At 73.9% G+C, this 16,545-nt stretch carries 18 protein-coding genes; 5 read left to right on the top strand and 13 right to left on the bottom strand.

The genetic code is table 11. The features are described 5' to 3' along the window. Window positions 1–328: 328 nt before the first annotated feature. Complete coding sequence (locus HNP84_RS44730; RefSeq protein ID WP_376772040.1) at window positions 329–970, top strand: HD domain-containing protein; 642 nt, start codon at window positions 329–331, stop codon at window positions 968–970. Here the strand turns inward: HNP84_RS44730 and HNP84_RS44725 are convergent. Beyond that, entirely contained in the window at window positions 951–2,051 is a 1,101-nt protein-coding gene (locus tag HNP84_RS44725) for a sensor histidine kinase (protein WP_185056193.1), read from the bottom strand. The two genes, HNP84_RS44730 and HNP84_RS44725, sit on opposite strands and share 20 nt — an antisense overlap. Further along, window positions 2,048–2,701, bottom strand: a complete 654-nt coding sequence (locus HNP84_RS44720; protein WP_185056192.1) for a response regulator transcription factor — start codon at window positions 2,699–2,701, stop codon at window positions 2,048–2,050. Before HNP84_RS44720 ends, HNP84_RS44725 begins: the two co-directional genes overlap by 4 nt. Before the next feature lie 114 nt (window positions 2,702–2,815). On the opposite strand from HNP84_RS44720, the gene HNP84_RS44715 reads away from it, so the two are divergent. Further along, window positions 2,816–3,151 (top strand): hypothetical protein, encoded by a 336-nt coding sequence (locus HNP84_RS44715; RefSeq protein ID WP_185056191.1) that lies wholly within the window; start codon window positions 2,816–2,818, stop codon window positions 3,149–3,151. 15 nt (window positions 3,152–3,166) lie between these two features. Here HNP84_RS44715 and HNP84_RS44710 read toward each other — a convergent pair whose 3' ends face one another. Further along, window positions 3,167–3,865, bottom strand: coding sequence for a hypothetical protein (locus HNP84_RS44710; RefSeq protein WP_185056190.1), 699 nt, complete (start codon window positions 3,863–3,865; stop codon window positions 3,167–3,169). Between the two features lie 38 nt (window positions 3,866–3,903). Continuing rightward, the gene (locus tag HNP84_RS44705; RefSeq protein WP_185056189.1) at window positions 3,904–4,206 is read right to left on the bottom strand and encodes a DUF4031 domain-containing protein; all 303 of its coding nucleotides are present in this window, start codon (window positions 4,204–4,206) and stop codon (window positions 3,904–3,906) included. A gap of 31 nt (window positions 4,207–4,237) precedes the next feature. Here HNP84_RS44705 and recQ point away from each other — a divergent pair, with 31 nt between their 5' ends. Beyond that, window positions 4,238–6,262, top strand: coding sequence for a DNA helicase RecQ (recQ, locus tag HNP84_RS44700; protein WP_246519446.1), 2,025 nt, complete (start codon window positions 4,238–4,240; stop codon window positions 6,260–6,262). Between the two features lie 21 nt (window positions 6,263–6,283). On the opposite strand, the gene HNP84_RS44695 is transcribed toward recQ, so the two are convergent. After that, complete coding sequence (locus HNP84_RS44695) at window positions 6,284–7,003, bottom strand: PIG-L deacetylase family protein (protein ID WP_185056188.1); 720 nt, start codon at window positions 7,001–7,003, stop codon at window positions 6,284–6,286. 18 nt (window positions 7,004–7,021) lie between these two features. Further along, window positions 7,022–8,275, bottom strand: coding sequence for an amidohydrolase family protein (locus HNP84_RS44690; protein ID WP_185056187.1), 1,254 nt, complete (start codon window positions 8,273–8,275; stop codon window positions 7,022–7,024). A 125-nt stretch (window positions 8,276–8,400) separates the two neighbouring features. On the opposite strand from HNP84_RS44690, the gene guaA reads away from it, so the two are divergent. Then, window positions 8,401–9,975 (top strand): glutamine-hydrolyzing GMP synthase, encoded by a 1,575-nt coding sequence (gene guaA, locus HNP84_RS44685; protein WP_185056186.1) that lies wholly within the window; start codon window positions 8,401–8,403, stop codon window positions 9,973–9,975. A 7-nt stretch (window positions 9,976–9,982) separates the two neighbouring features. On the opposite strand, the gene HNP84_RS44680 is transcribed toward guaA, so the two are convergent. Together HNP84_RS44680 and HNP84_RS44675 are read right to left on the bottom strand one after the other, a co-directional pair. Continuing rightward, window positions 9,983–10,765, bottom strand: a complete 783-nt coding sequence (locus tag HNP84_RS44680; RefSeq protein ID WP_185056185.1) for a polysaccharide deacetylase family protein — start codon at window positions 10,763–10,765, stop codon at window positions 9,983–9,985. Window positions 10,766–10,865: 100 nt separating this feature from the next. Next, entirely contained in the window at window positions 10,866–11,456 is a 591-nt protein-coding gene (locus HNP84_RS44675) for a polysaccharide deacetylase family protein (protein ID WP_185056184.1), read from the bottom strand. On the opposite strand from HNP84_RS44675, the gene HNP84_RS44670 reads away from it, so the two are divergent. Continuing rightward, window positions 11,446–11,688 carry a hypothetical protein gene (locus tag HNP84_RS44670; RefSeq protein ID WP_185056183.1) on the top strand — a complete coding sequence of 81 codons (243 nt, stop codon included), beginning with the start codon at window positions 11,446–11,448 and terminating at the stop codon, window positions 11,686–11,688. The two genes, HNP84_RS44675 and HNP84_RS44670, sit on opposite strands and share 11 nt — an antisense overlap. A gap of 20 nt (window positions 11,689–11,708) precedes the next feature. On the opposite strand, the gene HNP84_RS44665 is transcribed toward HNP84_RS44670, so the two are convergent. From HNP84_RS44665 to HNP84_RS44645, 5 genes are read right to left on the bottom strand one after another with little or no spacing between them, the layout of a single operon-like run. After that, the gene (locus HNP84_RS44665) at window positions 11,709–12,944 is read right to left on the bottom strand and encodes an acyl-CoA reductase (protein WP_312927109.1); all 1,236 of its coding nucleotides are present in this window, start codon (window positions 12,942–12,944) and stop codon (window positions 11,709–11,711) included. Continuing rightward, on the bottom strand, window positions 12,941–13,984 hold the full coding sequence (locus HNP84_RS44660; protein WP_185056182.1) for a LuxE/PaaK family acyltransferase: 1,044 nt from the start codon (window positions 13,982–13,984) through the stop codon (window positions 12,941–12,943). The genes HNP84_RS44665 and HNP84_RS44660 overlap by 4 nt, the downstream gene beginning before the upstream one ends. After that, complete coding sequence (locus HNP84_RS44655; protein WP_185056181.1) at window positions 13,981–15,333, bottom strand: AMP-binding protein; 1,353 nt, start codon at window positions 15,331–15,333, stop codon at window positions 13,981–13,983. Before HNP84_RS44655 ends, HNP84_RS44660 begins: the two co-directional genes overlap by 4 nt. Then, window positions 15,330–16,112, bottom strand: a complete 783-nt coding sequence (locus tag HNP84_RS44650; protein WP_312927107.1) for an SDR family NAD(P)-dependent oxidoreductase — start codon at window positions 16,110–16,112, stop codon at window positions 15,330–15,332. The genes HNP84_RS44655 and HNP84_RS44650 overlap by 4 nt, the downstream gene beginning before the upstream one ends. Beyond that, window positions 16,093–16,338 carry an acyl carrier protein gene (locus HNP84_RS44645; RefSeq protein WP_185056180.1) on the bottom strand — a complete coding sequence of 82 codons (246 nt, stop codon included), beginning with the start codon at window positions 16,336–16,338 and terminating at the stop codon, window positions 16,093–16,095. Before HNP84_RS44645 ends, HNP84_RS44650 begins: the two co-directional genes overlap by 20 nt. Window positions 16,339–16,545: the final 207 nt, after the last annotated feature.

The raw sequence follows: 16,545 nt of genomic DNA, 5'->3' as shown, positions 1-16,545 counted from the left end.
CCTCGGCCCGCACGGGATTCCCCGGCCCGATGGACGTCCACAGTCCAGGCCGGGGGGCGGGGAACGCGCCCCCACTCACTCGCCATCACGTCGGGAGCGGCGGTGTGGTCGCACCCTTCCGGCAGGTGCGCGTAGCGGTTCGGGGAGATCAGGATCTCGTGCGGGGCGAAAGCGGCCGGGCCGGAGCAGGAGCAGCCCAGGCCCATGGGGAGGTCACAGCGGTCGCAGCGTGTCTCGGGCACGCGGGCATCATCCGGCAGCGCTTCTCCCGGCGGCGCTTCTCCCGTTAGCGCTTCTCCCGGTGGGGCCGATCGGCTTGAATGCCGGGGTGGGGCGGACGGCCGAGATGGGGGACGCGGTGGAGTGGGATGCGCTGGTGGGGGAGTCGGCGGCCGGGCGGGCGCTGGGGGCGGAGCTGGTGGCGCGGTGGGCGGAGCCGCATCGGCGGTATCACACGCTGGGTCATCTGCGGGCGGTGCTCGGCGGGGTGGCGGAGCTGGAGCGGCACGCCGCCGACCCGGTGGCGGTGCGGCTGGCCGCCTGGTTCCACGACGCCGTGTACGACGGGCGGCCGGGGTGGGACGAGGAGCGCAGCGCGCAGCTCGCGCAGGCCAGGCTGCCCCGGTGCGGGGTGCCGGCGGGGCGGGTGGCGGAGGTGGCGCGCCTGGTCCGGCTGACCGCCTCGCACGACCCGGAGCCCGGTGACGCCGACGGCGAGGTGCTGTGCGACGCCGACCTGTCGGTGCTCGCCGGCGACGCGGAGGCGTACGGCGCGTACGCGCGGGCCGTACGGGAGGAGTACCGGCACGTGCCCGGCGAGCTGTTCCGCGAGGGACGGGCGGCGGTGCTGCGGCGGCTGCTGGCCGCGCCCGCGCTCTACCGCACCCCGGCGGCGCGGGAGCGGTGGGAGGAGGCCGCGCGGCGCAACCTGGCCGCCGAGCTGGCCGCGCTCACGGGGGCGGCAGGGTGACGGTCACGCGCAGGCCGCCTTCGGGCAGGGCGCGGGCGTCCAGGCGGCCGTGGTGCGCCTCGGCGATGGCGGCCACGATCGACAGGCCCAGCCCCAGGCCGTCGCCGGTGGCCTTCCGGCCGCTGTCCAGCCGCCGGAAGGGCTGCAGCAGGTCGGGCACCCGCTCGGGCGGGATCGGCGGGCCGCTGTTGGCCACGGTCAGCGCCGCGCGGCCGTCGTGGACGCCGGTCGTCACCCTGATCCAGCCGCCGGGCACGTTGTAGCGCAGGGCGTTGTCCACCAGGTTCGCCGCCAGGCGGTCGAGCAGCGCGGAGTCGCCGGACGCCGGTGCCGGGCGCAGGTCCGTCTCGATCCGCACGCCGCCTGCGTCGCGCCCCTCCAGGGTCTGCGCGGCGACCTCGGCCAGGTCGAGCGGGTCGCGCCGGTGCAGGCCCTGCTGGCTGCGCGCCAGGGTGAGCAGGGCCTCGATCAGCCGCTCCTGGTGCCTTCCCGCGGCCAGCACCCGTTCGAGCACCGCGCGCAGCGACGCGGCGTCGGCGTCCGGGTCGGCAAGGGCGACCTCGGCCATCGCCTGTTGCAGCGTCAGCGGGGTGCGCAGCTCGTGCGAGGCGTTGGCGACGAAGCGCCGCTGCGCGGTGAAGGCCCCCTCCAGCCGGTCCAGCAGCTCGTCGAAGGTGTCGGCCAGCTCCTTCAGCTCGTCGTCCGGGCCCGTCGCGGCCAGCCGCCGGTCCAGCCGGTCGGCGGTGATCCGGCGTACGGTGGCCGTCATCTCGCCCAGGGGCCGCAGCACCCGCCCGGCCGTGTACCAGCCCAGCGCCACCGCCGCCACGGCCATCACCACGAGCGCGATCAGCGAGTTGACCAGCAGCCGGCGCAGCGTCTCGGCCTGCCGCTCCTCGAACGGGAGCGGAGGGAGGGGCAGCCTCGCCCCGCCCGGCGGCGCGGGGGCGGGCGGCGGGCCGGGGAAGGGGGAGTGCTCCACCAGCAGGTAGATCAGGGCGACCAGCACCACCCCGGCGGTCAGGAACAGGCCGGTGTAGAGCAGGGTCAGCCGCAGGCGTACGGTCCGGCGCCGGCTCATATCCGATAGCCGGCCTGCGGCACGGTCTCGATCAGCGGCGGGTCGCCCAGCTTGCGGCGCAGCCTGCTGACCGTCACCTTCACGGTCTGGGTGAACGGGTCGGCGAACTCGTCCCACGCCCGTTCCAGCAACTGCTCGGCCGACACCACCGCGCCCCCGGCGGCCAGCAGCAGCTCCAGCACCGCGAACTCCTTGGGGCTCAGCGCGAGCCGCCGCCCGGCCCTGGTGACGGTCCGGGCCGCCGGGTCGAGGCGCAGGTCACCGTGGACGAGCACCGGCGGCAGGGCCGGCTGCGCCCGCCGGGCCAGCGCCCGGACCCGCGCGACCAGCTCGGCGAAGGCGAACGGCTTGGCCAGGTAGTCGTCCGCGCCCACGCCCAGGCCGGTCACCTTGTCGTCGATCGTCGCGGCGGCGGTGAGCATCAGCACCCGCGCCGGGTCGCCGGCCCCGACCAGGGCCCGGCACACGTCGTCGCCGTGCACGCCGGGCAGGTCGCGGTCCAGCACGATCACGTCGTACCGGTTGGCCGAGGCGCGGTCGATCGCGGCCTCGCCGTCGAGCACGACGTCCACGGCCATGCCCTCGCGGCGCAGCCCGGCGGCCACCGTGCGGGCCAGCTCCTCGTGGTCTTCGGCGATCAGCACTCTCATGGTCCCGCCAGCATGCCCCGCCGGGGGTTACAGCGCGGTAAGCGCGGCCGTTCCGGCCCGGTAACCGCGGCCGGGCTCTCCTGGTGCCACCGGACCGAGGAAGGGAAACGGACGATGTTCGGATCGACGATCAGGCGGCTGGTCCTGGTGGGAGCGCTCGCGGCGGCGGTGGGCGGTGTCGCGGCCCCGGCCGGCGTGCACGGCGCGGCGGACGGCGGGGACGGGGGGAAGGCGTTCACGGTCTGCATGCGCGCGCACGGCCTGCCCCGCTTCCCCCAGGTCACCGTCTCGAAGGAGGGGCCGGTCAACCTCACCCTAGGCGGAGAGCGGGTGGACGTGCTGTCGGAGAAGTACGGCGCGGCGGTGCGGGCGTGCGAGCACCTCCTGCCGGCCGGGACCGGGCTGCCGCGACCCCCGAAGCCCCCGCCCGCCCCCCGGTCGCCCTTCTGAGGGCGGCCCGGCCGGTCACTCGATCACGGTCGCGCAGGCGCGGGGGCCGAGGACGGCGAGCGACTGGAAGGCGGTCTTCAGCTCGGCGATGACCCCCTCGGCCTCCTGCAGCCGGGGCAGCAGGAGCAACATCGTCGCCGGGTCGGCGTCGCGGGCGTTCTCCAGGGCGACGCCCAGGGCCTGGATCTTGTTGCTGCCGGCGTTGAGCCTGTCGATCGAGGCGTTGAGCTGGGCGCGGGCCGCGGCGGGCGGGGGAGTGGCGGCCAGTTCGTTCGCGGCGGCGTTGGCGGCCGCCGCCACGCCCTGGAACGCCCCGGCGCTGATCTCCAGGTAGCGGTACAACTCGTCGGACGGGCGGTCGCCGAGGCCGGACGGGAGGGTCTTGGGCAGGTCCTTCGTCGGCGCCCAGGCCGTGGCGATCTTCCGCTCGGCGCGGGCGCACACCGCGTCGGCGGCGGCGATCCACTCACCGCTCACCGCGCCGTCGGCCGCGCCGTCGCCCGTGATCACGACCGGCGGGGCGGTGTCGCCCGCGGGCGGCGGTGCGGGCTGCCCGCCCGGGGCCAGCACGATCGCGGCCACGGCGGAGATGACGCCGGTCACGGCCGCGATGAGCGCCAGGACGTACTTGTTGTTCTCGGTCGGGCGCAGGGCCCCGCCTAATCGCGCCCGCATGCCCTTGCGCGCGTTCCGCCCCGTCCCCTGGCCGCTCACGTGGCATCACCCTCGCCGGATGTGTGGCAGTGCCTCCGTTATCGATCGTGCCGCACTGATCGCTCCGCCGCGCGTACGAGGGGGCGCTTGCGGGCGCGCAGGCCGGCCGCGGTCAGGCGGCGGACCAGCTCGCGGGAGGTGACCGGCTCGGCGCCCAGGGCGATGGCCCGCGCGTGGACGGTCTCGGGCACGTCGTAGTGGTCGCGGTCGAAGGCCCGGGGCGGGACGCCGAGGAGGGCGGCGAAGTCGTGCAGCTCGGCCAGGGAGGCGTCGCTGACCAGGTGCGACCACATCAGGCCGCGCGGGCCGGGCCAGTTCGGCGGGTCGATCAACACGGTCATCCGGCAAGGGTAACCCCCGTAAACTTACGGAATGGCTTTCCCCGAGAACGGCCCCGGGTACGGCCCCGAGGCGGACGAGCTCCCGCCGTTTCCGTTCGAGCCCTACGACGACGAGCCGCACTTCGAGCCCCACTTCGAGCCGGGCGGCGGGTTCGAGGAGGGGTTCGACGACGCGCTGCCCGCGCCGGGGGCCAGGCCGCGGCGGCACGAGTACGGCGACGCCGCCGACGTCCTGCGCCGGGTGTTCGGCTACGACTCGTTCCGGGGACAGCAGCAGGAGATCATCGACCACGTGGTCGCGGGCGGCGACGCCCTGGTGCTGATGCCCACCGGCGGCGGCAAGTCGCTGTGCTACCAGATCCCGGCCCTGGTCCGTAAGGGCACCGGCGTGGTGATCTCGCCGCTGATCGCGCTGATGCAGGACCAGGTCGACGCGCTGCGCGCGCAGGGCGTACGCGCCGGGTTCCTGAACTCCACCCAGGACTTCGAGGAGCGGCGCCTGGTCGAGGCCGAGTTCCTGGCGGGCGAGCTCGACCTGCTCTACCTCGCGCCCGAGCGGCTGAAGGTGCCCGCCACCGCGCAGCTCCTCGACCGGGCCGAGGTCTCGCTGTTCGCCATCGACGAGGCCCACTGCGTGGCGCAGTGGGGGCACGACTTCCGGCCCGACTACCTCGCGCTGTCGGCGCTGCACGAGCGCTGGCCCGACGTGCCGCGCATCGCGCTGACCGCGACCGCCACCCCGGCCACGCACCAGGAGATCGCGCAGCGGCTGAAGCTGGAGCAGGCCCGCCACTTCGTGGCCAGCTTCGACCGGCCCAACATCCAGTACCGCATCGTGCCCAAGGCCGAGCCCAGGCGGCAGTTGCTCAAGCTGCTGCGCACCGAGCACGCGGGCGAGTCGGGCATCGTCTACTGCCTGTCGCGCTCCTCGGTGGAGAAGATCGCCACCTTCCTCACCGAGAACGGCATCCAGGCCCTGCCCTACCACGCCGGCCTCGACGCGCGCACCCGCGCCGCCAACCAGGCGCGCTTCCTGCGCGAGGACGGCCTGGTGATGGTGGCCACGATCGCGTTCGGCATGGGCATCGACAAGCCCGACGTGCGCTTCGTGGCCCACCTCGACCTGCCCAAGTCGGTCGAGGGCTACTACCAGGAGACCGGGCGGGCGGGCCGCGACGGCATGCCGTCCACCGCGTGGCTGGCCTACGGGCTGCAGGACGTCGTGCAGCAGCGCAAGCTGATCGACACCTCCGAGGGCGACGACGCGCACCGGCGCAGGCTCGCGGCCCACCTCGACGCGATGCTGGCGCTGTGCGAGACCGTCGAGTGCCGCCGGGTGCGGCTGCTGGCGTACTTCGGCCAGCAGGCCGAGCCCTGCGGCAACTGCGACACCTGCCTCGACCCGCCGGAGACGTGGGACGGCACCGTCGCCGCGCAGAAGCTGCTGTCCACGGTGTGGCGGCTCAAGCGCGAGCGCAACCAGAGCTTCGGCGCCGGGCACGTCATCGACATCCTGCTCGGCCGCCAGACCCCCAAGATCGCGCAGAACCGGCACGAGTCGCTGAAGACGTTCGGCATCGGCACCGAGCTGAGCGAGGGCGAGTGGCGCGGCGTGGTGCGCCAGTTGCTGGCGCAGGGGCTGCTGGCCGTCGAGGGCGACTACGGCACGCTGGCGCTGATTGAGGCGAGTCAGGAGGTGCTGCGGCAGCGCCGGCAGGTGCCGATGCGCCGCGAGCCCGCCAAGCCCGCCGCCGTGCTGCTGCCCGGCAAGGCGCCCGACAAGGGCGGGCGCGGCGGCAAGGCCGCCAAGGGCGCGGCGGTCGAGCTGCCGCCCGAGGCCGCGGCGGTCTTCGAGCGGCTGCGGGCCTGGCGCGCGGCCACGGCCAAGGAGCAGGGCGTGCCGGCGTACGTCGTCTTCCACGACGCGACCCTGCGCGAGATCGCGCTGCGCGCGCCCTCCTCCCTGGCCGAGCTGTCCGGCGTGAGCGGGGTCGGCGAGAACAAGCTGAACAAGTACGGTCAGGAGATCCTGGACACCCTCGCCGCCGCCGAATGACCCCGCGCTCCTGACCCCGCGCTACATCGGGAACAGCTCGAACGCCGCCGCGCGGCGGTCGCCGTAGCGGGGGGCGGTCAGGTCGGCCAGCCACTCCAGGAACTCGCGGGCGGCGGCCATCGGGTGGTCGCCGAGCCCGTCGAGGTAGGCCCGGTGCGCCTCCAGCGAGGCCACGGCGCGGTCCAGCGTGGCCGAGATGTCCACGGCGTGGGTCGGTTCGGGCGAGCCCGCGACGGCGACGTACTTGACGCCCTGCCACGGCTCGGCGGGCTCCAGGTCGGGGAAGATCCACCGGTTGCCGGCGTCGCCCACCGCGTCGAGCACGGCACGGCCGACGTTGCGGTGGTCGGGGCTGTTCCACCCGCCGCCGCCCCAGGTGTCGCGGTGGTTCCCGGTGATGATCATCTCCGGCCGGTGGCGGCGGATCGCGGCGGCCAGGTCGCGGCGGAGCGGCAGGCCGTACTCGATCACGCCGTCGCGGTGGTCCAGGAACTCCACCACCGACACGCCGACCTCGGCCGCGCCCGCCCGCTGCTCGGCCTCGCGCAGCGGGCCGCACTCGTGCGGTGGGATGCCGTCGATGCCCGCCTCACCCCGGGTCACCAGCAGGTAGCGCACGTCCTTGCCGGCGTCGGTCCACCGGGCGATGGCCCCGGCCGCGCCGTACTCCAGATCGTCGGGGTGGGCCGCGATGGCGAGCGCGCGGGTCCAGTCCTCGGGCAGCGTCTCCAGTTGCTCCATGCTCATGACTTTATGGGTTCATGACTTTACGGCCGGAATGCCGGAGAACTCGGTGGTCGTGGTGGTGCTCGCGACGACCCTGCCCCCGACGATCACGTGCCGGGGCGGGGCGTGCCGGGTCAGCGCCTCGCGGACGGTGCGGCCGTCCAGGACCACCAGGTCGGCGGGCGCCCCGGGCTCCAGGCGGGCGGCGGGCCGGCCGATCACCCGGGCGGCGTCCACCGTCACCATGTCGTACAGGCGCTCCAGGTCGGGGTCCGTCCGCGCGCCGAGCAGGTGCGCGGCCAGGAACGCGACCTCCAGCAGGTTGTGCCGCCCGAAGGGGTAGTAGGCGTCCTCGATGTCGTCCTGGCCCAGCGCCACCGGCACCCCGGCCGCGGCCAGGGTGAGCGCGGGCAGGTGCAGCGGCCCGGTGTGCGGGTCGGTGACGAACCCCAGCCCGGCCGCGCGGCACAGGCCGGTGAGGCGGCGCAGGTACGGCTCGGGGTACAGCGCCATCGCGCGGGCGTGCTGCGCGCTGCCGCGACCGGCCATCCGCCGGTCCAGCAGCGCCTGGGCCAGCATCTCCGTCGTACGCAGCCCGGGGTCGCCCGCGTCGTCCACCAGCATCGCCACCCGCAGCCCGTGTTCCAGCGCCAGATCGGTCACCCGGTTGACGTGCTCGGCGGCGTCGGCGTCGGTCCACTCGATCCACGGGATGCCGCCCACCACGTCCGCGCCCCGCCGGATCGCCTCCACCAGCAGCTCCTCGGTGCCGGGCTCGCGCAGCAGGCCGTCCTGCGGGAAGGCCACCACCGCGATCTCCACCAGGCCGTGGAACTCCTCGCGCAGGGTGAGCAGGGCGTCCACGCCGGTCAGGTCGGCCTTGGGATCGACGTCGGCGAACGCCTGGACGGCGCGCACGCCGTGGCGTACGGACTCGCGCAGCACGGGGCGGGCGCGGGCGAGCACGTCCTCGGTGGTCTGGTCCCGCTTGACCGCCGCCGCGCCCTCGATCGCGGCCATGGCCGCGCCCATCCCGTCGCCGGTGTAGTGGGCGAGCGCCGCCGGGCCCGCGGCGTCCAGGGTGCGCACCTTGCACAGGTGCAGGTGCGCGTCCACGAACGGCTCGGTGACCAGCGCGCCGTCGGCGTCGATGGTCGTCGCGGCGTCCGGCAGGGCGGGGTCGTCCCGCGCGATCAGCGTGAGGTGGCCCGCGGTCGCGGCCAGCGTCCACCTGCCCGCGCGCCCTCGCAGGGCCGCGTTGCGGATCAGCAGGTCGGGAGGTCTCATGACAGCACGGTAGAAGACCCGGGCCGCCGCACGTCATCGGCGAGATCTGCCAATCGGCGGCTCCACCTGTGCACGCCCCGAGGGCGGATAGACTGGTCTTTCCGCTGGTCCGGCTTCTGGGGGTTATGCGCGTGTCCGATCACGTGTCGGATTTCGACACCGTTCTCGTCGTCGACTTCGGCGCGCAGTACGCGCAGCTCATCGCGCGCCGCGTGCGCGAATGCCACGTCTACTCCGAGATCGTGCCGTGGTCGATGCCGGTGGAGGAGATGCTGGCCAAGAAGCCGAAGGCGATCATCCTCTCCGGCGGGCCGTCGTCGGTGTACGCCGACGACGCGCCCTCGGTGCCGGTCGGGCTGTTCCAGACCGGGGTGCCGACCTTCGGCATCTGCTACGGGTTCCAGGCCATGGCCCAGGCGCTCGGCGGCCAGGTGGCGCGCACCGGCGTGGCCGAGTTCGGCGGCACCGACCTCAACGTGCTGTCCGAGGGCGTGTTGTTCGCCGGGCTGCCGGCCGCGCAGCGGGTGTGGATGTCCCATGGCGACGCCGTGGCCGCCGCGCCCGAGGGGTTCGCGGTCACCGCGGCCACGGCCGAGACCCCGGTCGCGGCGTTCGAGCACCCCGGCAAGGGGCTGTACGGCGTGCAGTTCCACCCCGAGGTGCTGCACTCCGAGCACGGCCAGGCCGTGATGAAGCACTTCCTCGACGCCGCGGGCTGCCGGCCCACGTGGACCATGCTGAACATCGTCGAGGACGCGGTCGAGGCGGTGCGCAAGCAGATCGGGCCCGAGGGGCGGGCGATCTGCGCGCTGTCGGGCGGCGTCGATTCCGCGGTCGCCGCGGCGATCGTGCAGCGGGCCATCGGCGACCGGCTGACCTGCGTGTTCGTCGATCACGGGCTGCTGCGCAAGGGCGAGGCCGAGCAGGTCGAGCGCGACTTCGTGGCCGCCACCGGGGTGAACCTGCGGGTGGTGGACGCCTCCGACCAGTTCCTCAAGGCGCTTGAGGGGGTCACCGAGCCGGAGGAGAAGCGCAAGATCATCGGCCGGGAGTTCATCCGGGTCTTCGAGGACGAGCAGCGCGCGATCCTGGCCGGCGCCGACGGCGCGGTCGACTTCCTGGTGCAGGGCACGCTCTACCCCGACGTGGTCGAGTCGGGCGGCGGCACGGGCACCGCCAACATCAAGTCCCACCACAACGTGGGCGGGCTCCCCGACGACCTGGCCTTCGAGCTGGTCGAGCCGCTGCGCACCCTGTTCAAGGACGAGGTGCGCCGGGCGGGCGAGGAGCTGGGCCTGCCCGCGGCGATGGTGTGGCGGCAGCCGTTCCCCGGCCCGGGGCTGGGCATCCGGATCATCGGCGCGGTCACCCGTGAGCGCCTGGAGATCCTGCGCGAGGCCGACGCCATCGCCCGCGAGGAGCTGTCCCGTGCCGGGCTCGACCGTGACATCTGGCAGTGCCCGGTGGTGCTCCTCGCGGACGTGCGCTCGGTCGGCGTCCAGGGCGACGGGCGGACCTACGGCCATCCGGTCGTGCTCCGGCCCGTCACCTCGGAGGACGCCATGACCGCCGACTGGGCGCGGGTGCCCTACGACGTGCTCTCGCGGATCTCCACCCGGATCACCAACGAGGTGCGCGAGATCAACCGGGTGGTGCTCGATGTGACCAGCAAGCCGCCGGGCACCATCGAGTGGGAGTGACCCCGGGTCACACCGCGGGCGACTCCAGCTCGCTCGGCTGCACGTCGGGGTCGGGGTAGATCTCGCCCGGCTCCAGCTTGCGGCCGTCGCGCAGCAGGTCGGTGACCGTCACCATGTGGTAGCCCTGCTTCTCCAGGGCGGTGAGCAGCCTGGGCATCACGGTGACGGTCTGCTGCACCCAGTCGTGCATCAGGATCACGCCGTCGCGCTTGGCGCTGCGCAGCACTTCCTTGTAGATCGCGTCCTCGTTCTTGGTGGCCCAGTCGCGCGATCCGCCGTTCCACAGCACGATCGGCAGGCCCATCTCGGTCGCGATCGACACGACCCGCTCGTCGAACTCGCCGTACGGCGGGCGGATCATGGTCGGGCTCTTGCCGGTGACCTTCTTCACGATCTCGGCGGTCGACTCCAGCTCCTCGCGGATCTGGTAGTCGCTGATCTCGCGGAAGTGCGGGTGGGTGTAGCTGTGGTTGCCGATCTCATGGCCTTCGGTCACCATGCGCTTGGCGAAGGCCGGGCGCGACTTGACGTACTGGCCCTCCAGGAAGAACGTGGCCTTGGCCTTGTGCTTCTTGAAGGTGTCCAGCAGCTTGTCGGCGTACTTGCCCGGCCCGTCGTCGAAGGTGAGCGCGATGCACTTCACCTTCGCGCAGTCGATCTTCGTGGTCTTCTTCGGCTCCTTCTTGGGTCCCTGGTCGGTGCTCGCCTGGGCGGGGGGCGCCGCCAGGCCGAGCAGTGCGGATGAGAGCGCCACGGCGAGGGTGAGCCGGGCGCGGTGATGGCGAGCCATCGGGGGTGCTCCTCGCAAATCTCGGGAACTTACTCGGAGCCGTATACCGTACCGCCCCAAGCTGTAAATTTCGTCCCAAGCTTCACAGGAATCCCGGAGGTCACGGGTAGCGCTGCCCCGGCGCGAGCTCCCGGCCGCGCAGCACCGAGGACACCGTGACCACGTGGTAGCCGCGTTCGCGCAGCTCAGTGAGGATCTTCGGCATCGCGGCGACGGTCTGGGGCACGATGTCGTGCATCAGGATCACCGCGTCGCGCCGGGCCAGACCGAGTGCCTTCGCAGCGATCTTCCGGGTGTCCTTCAGCTCCCAGTCGCGGGTGCTGCCGGTCCACATCACGACCGGCAGACCGGCGAACTCGGCCACCGCCTGGACCCGCTCGTCCACGGCGCCGAACGGCGGGCGCATCAGCGCCGGCTCGCGTCCGGTCGCGGCCCGGATCGCCTGCTGGGCGTCGGTGACCTCCGCCAGGATCTCCTGCTCGCTCAGCTCGGTCAGCCGGGCGTGGGAGTAGGTGTGGTTGCCGATCTCGTGCCCTTCGCGGGCCATCCGGCGGGCCACGCCGGGCCGCTTCTCCACCTGCCTGCCGACCAGGAAGAACGTGGCCTTGGCCCGGTGCCTCTTCAGCGTGTCCAGCAGCTTGGCGGTGGAGGCGGACGGCCCGTCGTCGAAGGTGAGCGCGATGCACTTCACCCTGGCGCAGTCCACCGCTTTCGACGCCGTTTCCAGTGCCGTTTCCGGTGCCGATTTCGGTGCCGCTGCCGGTGCCGCCTGGGTGCCGCTTCGTGCCGCGCTCGCGCTCTCGCCCGCGCCGACCAGCGCGGCGGCCGTGATGGCCCCGGCCAGCAGCGCGGCGCCAACCCGCCGCCTTATCGCCCTTCCGCCCTTCCTCACCTCAGTGCGCCCGGACGGTATCTCACCATGAAGTCATGCGAAGTTCATGGCTTATGGGGTGATAGTTACCAAGCGGGTGAATTCGGGGAGCAGGTCGTAGCCGTCCCAGACGCCGCTGAAGCCGAGGGCGGCGCCGAAGGGCACCATGCGGTCCACGCCGCGCCCGGCCAGTGCGCGGGCCAGCGCGTGCAGCTCCTCGGGCGTCAGGCCGAAGTGGGTCATCGTCTGGTCCTTGCGCCGCACCACGGCGGTGAGGTCGGCGAGCGCGTCGAGGCGGGCGTGCGCGAAGGTGCCCGTGCCCAGCCAGTGCCGGGGCGGGGCGGCGGGATCGGCCAGGTCGAGCACCGCCAGCGCGTTGCCGTGGAAGGCCACCCGCGCCGCGCCGCCGTCGGCGGCCATGCCGTAGGCCGCGACGTGCTTGTGCACCGCCATGGCCGCGTCCACCGGCCAGCGCCGCGCGGCCAGCTCGGCCAGCCGGGCGGTGAAGTCGTCGCGCGCCGGCCGCGCCACCTCGGGCGGCCCGATCCAGTACACGGTACGCGGCGAGGCGCAGGCCGCCTGGCCGAACCAGTAGGCGTCGTTGGCGAAGCCCTCGACCGCCCGCTCGCGTGCCTCCTCCACCGCCGACAGCCAGGCGGCGGCCCCGATCACCGCGAACGACGAGCGGTCGGGGAAGGTCAGGTCGCGGGCGTGCGGGGCGAGCGGATGGCGCCTGATCGCGCGCACGGCCGCGTCGCCGCCCCACACCACCCGCAGGTCGCACGCCGCCGACAGCGCCGCGGTGACCTCGTCGGAGCGGTCGTAGGAGATCACCCGCTGCGAGGCGGCCACCGCCGGGTGGGCGTCGGCCAGCACGTCGAGCAGCACGTCGAGCACGGTCAGCGCCGCCTCGCCGGCGCGCGGCGACAACCGTACGACGTTGTGGTTGCCGGCCAGCGCCGACAGCGCCCACGAGTAGACGAACACGGTGTCCACGTTGGCCGGCGGGATGTGCAGCACCAGCCCGCGCGGCATCCGCAGGGCGGCGTCGCCGGTCGCGGCGTGCAGCCGCTCCAGCGCCCGGGAGACCTCGGCCCGGCGCAGGAAGAACCCCAGCGGGACCAGCTCGGGGTGGGTGCGCGCCACGCCGGGGGAGGCCAGCCGGCGGGCCACGGCCTCCAGGAACCCGCGCACCCGCTCGTCGCCCACGGTCAGCGGCCCGTCCGCCGGCTCCGCGGCGACCTGCGCCAGCACCTCGGCGACCGGCGCGAGCCCTCCGGCCGGCAGCCGCAGCTCCACCGCGCTCACGCGGCCTCCTGGTAGGTGTCGCCGCACCCCCGGGCCTCGGCGCGGGGCAGGCGGCCGAGCACCGAGAAGCGCTTGCCGGGCCAGGCGCCGTCGTCGATGCCGTGCACGATCCCGAGGTCCTCGGTGAGCAGCACGTGCCCCGGATAGGAGGTGGGCAGGGTGCTCACCACCTCGATCACGCCCGGCGTGCCGACCGGGGCCTCACGCCAGGTCTCGGGCTCGCGGATCACGACGTCGGCGAAGTCGGGGCAGTACAGGCCGCAGCCGTCGGGGCCTTCCAGGAAGATCGTGCCGATCTGCTCGACCATGCCGTAGAAGTCGTGGATGCGGCGCAGCCCGGTGTCGGCGGCGAACTTCGCGCGGAACTCGGCCGGGTTCACCGCCCGGTCGGCCAGCTTCTTCCAGCCGCCGGAGTGGATCAGCACGCCGTTGGACAGATCCAGGCCGTGTTCGCGGGCCGGCGCGTACAGGTGCAGCCAGGCCATGAACGTGAAGCCGAAGATCAGGAACGGCCGCCCGCCGTGCGCGGCCAGGAAGCCCTTGACGGCCTCCGGGTCGGGCGCGCCGCGCTCGTCCAGGGCGAAGGTGTGGGCGCGGCCGAGGTTCATCATGCCGAGCACGCCCGCGCCGCGCGCGCTGAGCGCCGGGTCGGTCACCACCGACCGGGTGTCCACGATGAGCATCGGCAGCCGCTCGGGGCCGAGCACCTGGCGCAGCGTGGCGGCGAGCATGCGCGGCTGGGCCGCGGCGGCGGCGCGGTCGAGGTGGATGCGGCTGCGCCCGCCGCCGCTGGTGCCGCTGGAGGTGAGCACCCGGAACACCTCGGCGTCGGGGATGCTCTTCAGCTCGTGCGTCTTGAACAGCCGCACCGGCAGCCAGGGCAGCCCGGCCACCCGATCCCACGGCGGCGCGGCCCCGATCGCGTCGAGGATGCGCCGGTAGGGGGCGCAGGAGCGCCGGTGGTGCTCGGTGAGCGCGGCCAGCTCGGGCAGCAGCCGCGCCTCGCGCTCGGCGCTCGTCAGGGTGAACAGGCCGGTCATGGCATGTTCTCCAGCGTGCGGTAGTCGATCTTGCCGGTGGGGAGCAGGGGCAGCGCGCCGATCCCGCGCACGTCGATGCCCGACGGGTGGGTGCGCAGCCCCGCGGCCAGCTCGCGGGCCGTCTCGGCGCACCCCGCGCGGTCGAGCCCTTCGGCCCACACCACCAGCCGGTCGTCGCCGCCCACCACGGCCACCGGCAGGCCGCGCCCGGCCAGCATCCGCTCGACGTCGTCGAGGTTGACCCGCACGCCGAACACCTTGCCGATGCGCCGGATGCGCCCATCGAGGTAGAGGAAGCCGTCGTCGTCGAGGTGGCCCAGGTCGCCGGTGCGGATCACGCCGCACAGGTCGTCGCCGCGCGCCAGGTCGGCCCCGCACTCGGCGTAGCCCATCATCACGTTGGGCCCCTCGTAGACCACCTCGCCGTCGTCGATCGACAGCGCGCCGCCGGGGATCGCCGTGCCCACCGAGCCGATCTTGTCGGCCAGTCGCTCGGGGGCCAGCACCGACATGCGCGGTGCCTCGGTCATGCCGTACATCTTGACCAGGTGGCCGCCGGTGACGGCCATGCGCCGGGCGAAGTCGGCGATCCGCTGCTCCGACAGCCGCCCTCCGGCCTGGGTGATCATGCGCAGCTTGGGGTGGTCGGCGGCGTCGAAGCGCAGCCGGGCCAGGATCTCGAAGTGGTACGGCACCGCGGCCAGCGAGGTGGCGCCGTGGGAGTCGGACAGCTCCCAGAACTCGCGGTCGAGCAGGGAGTGGCCGGTCACCAGCACCCCGCCCCCGGCCGCCAGATGGGCGTTGAGCGTGGTCAGCCCGTAGGTGTAGTGCAGCGAGAGCGTGGTGGGCCACAGGTCGCCGGGGGTCAGGCCGAGCGCCTGGGCCACCGCGCGGGCGTTGGCGGCCACGGCCGGGCGCGACAGGCGTACCAGCTTGGGGTTGCCGGTGGAGCCGGAGGTGGCGAGCAGCACCCCCAGCTCGGGATGGTGCGGCGGGGCGCCGGCGCGGATCCAGTAGGTCTCGCTCCCGGTGCGGTAGCCGTCGGGCGTGGCGGCGGCGGGCGGCGGGCCCGCCACGATCGCGGGCGTGAACCGGTTGACCAGGTCGAGCAGGGCCTCGCCGCGGATGCCGGGATCGAGCAGCGCGATCGGCCGCCGCGACAGCAGCGCCGCCAGGTAGCGGATCACCGAGCGGGCGTCGGCGGGCATGACGCTGAGCATCAGGCCCGGCGGCAGCGCGAACATGCGCTCGGCGGCGGCGTGGATCTCGCGCACCAGCGCGTCGCCGGCCAGCTCGCGGCCGGTGAGCCCGTCGATCAGCCGGGCGCCGGGGTGCAGGAAGGGGATCACAGCACCACACCGCCGTCCACGCCGAGGACCTGCCCGGTGATGAAGGAGGCCGATCCGGACAGCAGGAACGCCACCGCGGCGGCGACGTCGGCGGGCTCGCCGAGGCGGCCCAGCGGGGTGGCGCGCACCCGCTCCTCGCGGCCGTCGTCGCCCAGCGAGGCCAGCAGGTCGGTGCGGATGAAGCCGGGCGCGACCGCGTTGACCCGGATGCCCACCGGGCCCAGCTCCTTGGCGGCGGCGGCGGTCAGGCCGAGCAGCGCGGCCTTGGCCGCGCTGTAGGCGGCCTGGCCGGGCGCGCCCCGCCGCGCCAGCACCGAGGACACCAGCACCACGGCCGGGTCGGTGCCGCGGCGCAGCAGCCGGGTGGCCGCCTGCAAGGTGTGCACCGCGCCCGCCGCGTTGACCTGGAACAGCCGGTCCACGGCCGCGCTCGCGTGCATGCCGAGCATCGCCGCGTCGTGGTGGCCCGCGTTGATCACCAGCCCGTCGAGCCGCCGATGCCGGTGGTGGATCTCGCGCATCAGCGCGGCCAGCGCCGCGGGGTCGGCGACGTCGCCGTGCACGGCGTGGACCGGCGCGCCGGTCTCGGCGGCGAGCTTGGCCGCGGCCGACTCGGCGGACTCGGGGGTGCGGCCGTGCACCACGACGGACTCGCCGAGGCCGGCGAGCGCCCGCGCCACGGCCAGGCCGATGCCCCGCGACGACCCCGTGACCAGTGTGAGGCGCGCCCGGCCGGGGTCGCCGCCCGGCCCGGGGCGCTCAGCCCGCGGTGACGACACCGTGCTTCTCCAGCAGCGCGACGGCCTTGTCGAAGGAGCTGAGATCGAGCACGTCGTCGGTGTCGATCATGATGTCGAACTCGTCCTCCAGCGCGGCGACCAGTGTCATGTGGGCCAGGGAGTCCCACTGCGGGATCGCGCGGTAGGCCAGGCCGTCGACCTCGGCGTCGGGCGCCAGGTTGAGCGAGCTGCGGAAGACCGCGCGGATGCGATCGAGATGAGCCATGCTCCCTCACTGTTCGTATCGAGGTATGGGCGGAGTGTAGCCAACAATGGGCATCGCGGCCGGGCGCTCCCGGGGATTGCGGGGGGCGTGGACTAAGGTTACGTGCCGCATCCAGACGATCACCAAAGGTAATAGATCAAGGTAATGGAACCGTATAGGGCGCCTCGCCCGGACGCGGCGGCTGGTTAGGTCTGTGCGGAAGAGAGC

Origin of the sequence: Thermocatellispora tengchongensis (assembly GCF_014202315.1) — a bacterium.
Taxonomy (GTDB): domain Bacteria; phylum Actinomycetota; class Actinomycetes; order Streptosporangiales; family Streptosporangiaceae; genus Thermocatellispora; species Thermocatellispora tengchongensis.
The sequence above is the reverse complement of the archived record's forward strand: the minus strand, read 5'-3'. Positions and strand labels throughout refer to the sequence as shown.

Bases quoted from the DNA above. Each gene is read 5' to 3' on its own strand.
- HNP84_RS44725 (WP_185056193.1), bottom strand. From the start codon at position 2,051: ATGAGCCGGCGCCGGACCGTACGCCTGCGGCTGACCCTGCTCTACACC.
- recQ (WP_246519446.1), top strand. From the start codon at position 4,238: ATGGCTTTCCCCGAGAACGGCCCCGGGTACGGCCCCGAGGCGGACGAG.
- HNP84_RS44690 (WP_185056187.1), bottom strand. From the start codon at position 8,275: ATGAGACCTCCCGACCTGCTGATCCGCAACGCGGCCCTGCGAGGGCGC.
- HNP84_RS44695 (WP_185056188.1), bottom strand. From the start codon at position 7,003: ATGGAGCAACTGGAGACGCTGCCCGAGGACTGGACCCGCGCGCTCGCC.
- guaA (WP_185056186.1), top strand. From the start codon at position 8,401: ATGCGCGTGTCCGATCACGTGTCGGATTTCGACACCGTTCTCGTCGTC.
- HNP84_RS44705 (WP_185056189.1), bottom strand. From the start codon at position 4,206: ATGACCGTGTTGATCGACCCGCCGAACTGGCCCGGCCCGCGCGGCCTG.
- HNP84_RS44660 (WP_185056182.1), bottom strand. From the start codon at position 13,984: ATGACCGGCCTGTTCACCCTGACGAGCGCCGAGCGCGAGGCGCGGCTG.
- HNP84_RS44720 (WP_185056192.1), bottom strand. From the start codon at position 2,701: ATGAGAGTGCTGATCGCCGAAGACCACGAGGAGCTGGCCCGCACGGTG.
- HNP84_RS44680 (WP_185056185.1), bottom strand. From the start codon at position 10,765: ATGGCTCGCCATCACCGCGCCCGGCTCACCCTCGCCGTGGCGCTCTCA.
- HNP84_RS44670 (WP_185056183.1), top strand. From the start codon at position 11,446: ATGCACTTCACCCTGGCGCAGTCCACCGCTTTCGACGCCGTTTCCAGT.
- HNP84_RS44645 (WP_185056180.1), bottom strand. From the start codon at position 16,338: ATGGCTCATCTCGATCGCATCCGCGCGGTCTTCCGCAGCTCGCTCAAC.
- HNP84_RS44715 (WP_185056191.1), top strand. From the start codon at position 2,816: ATGTTCGGATCGACGATCAGGCGGCTGGTCCTGGTGGGAGCGCTCGCG.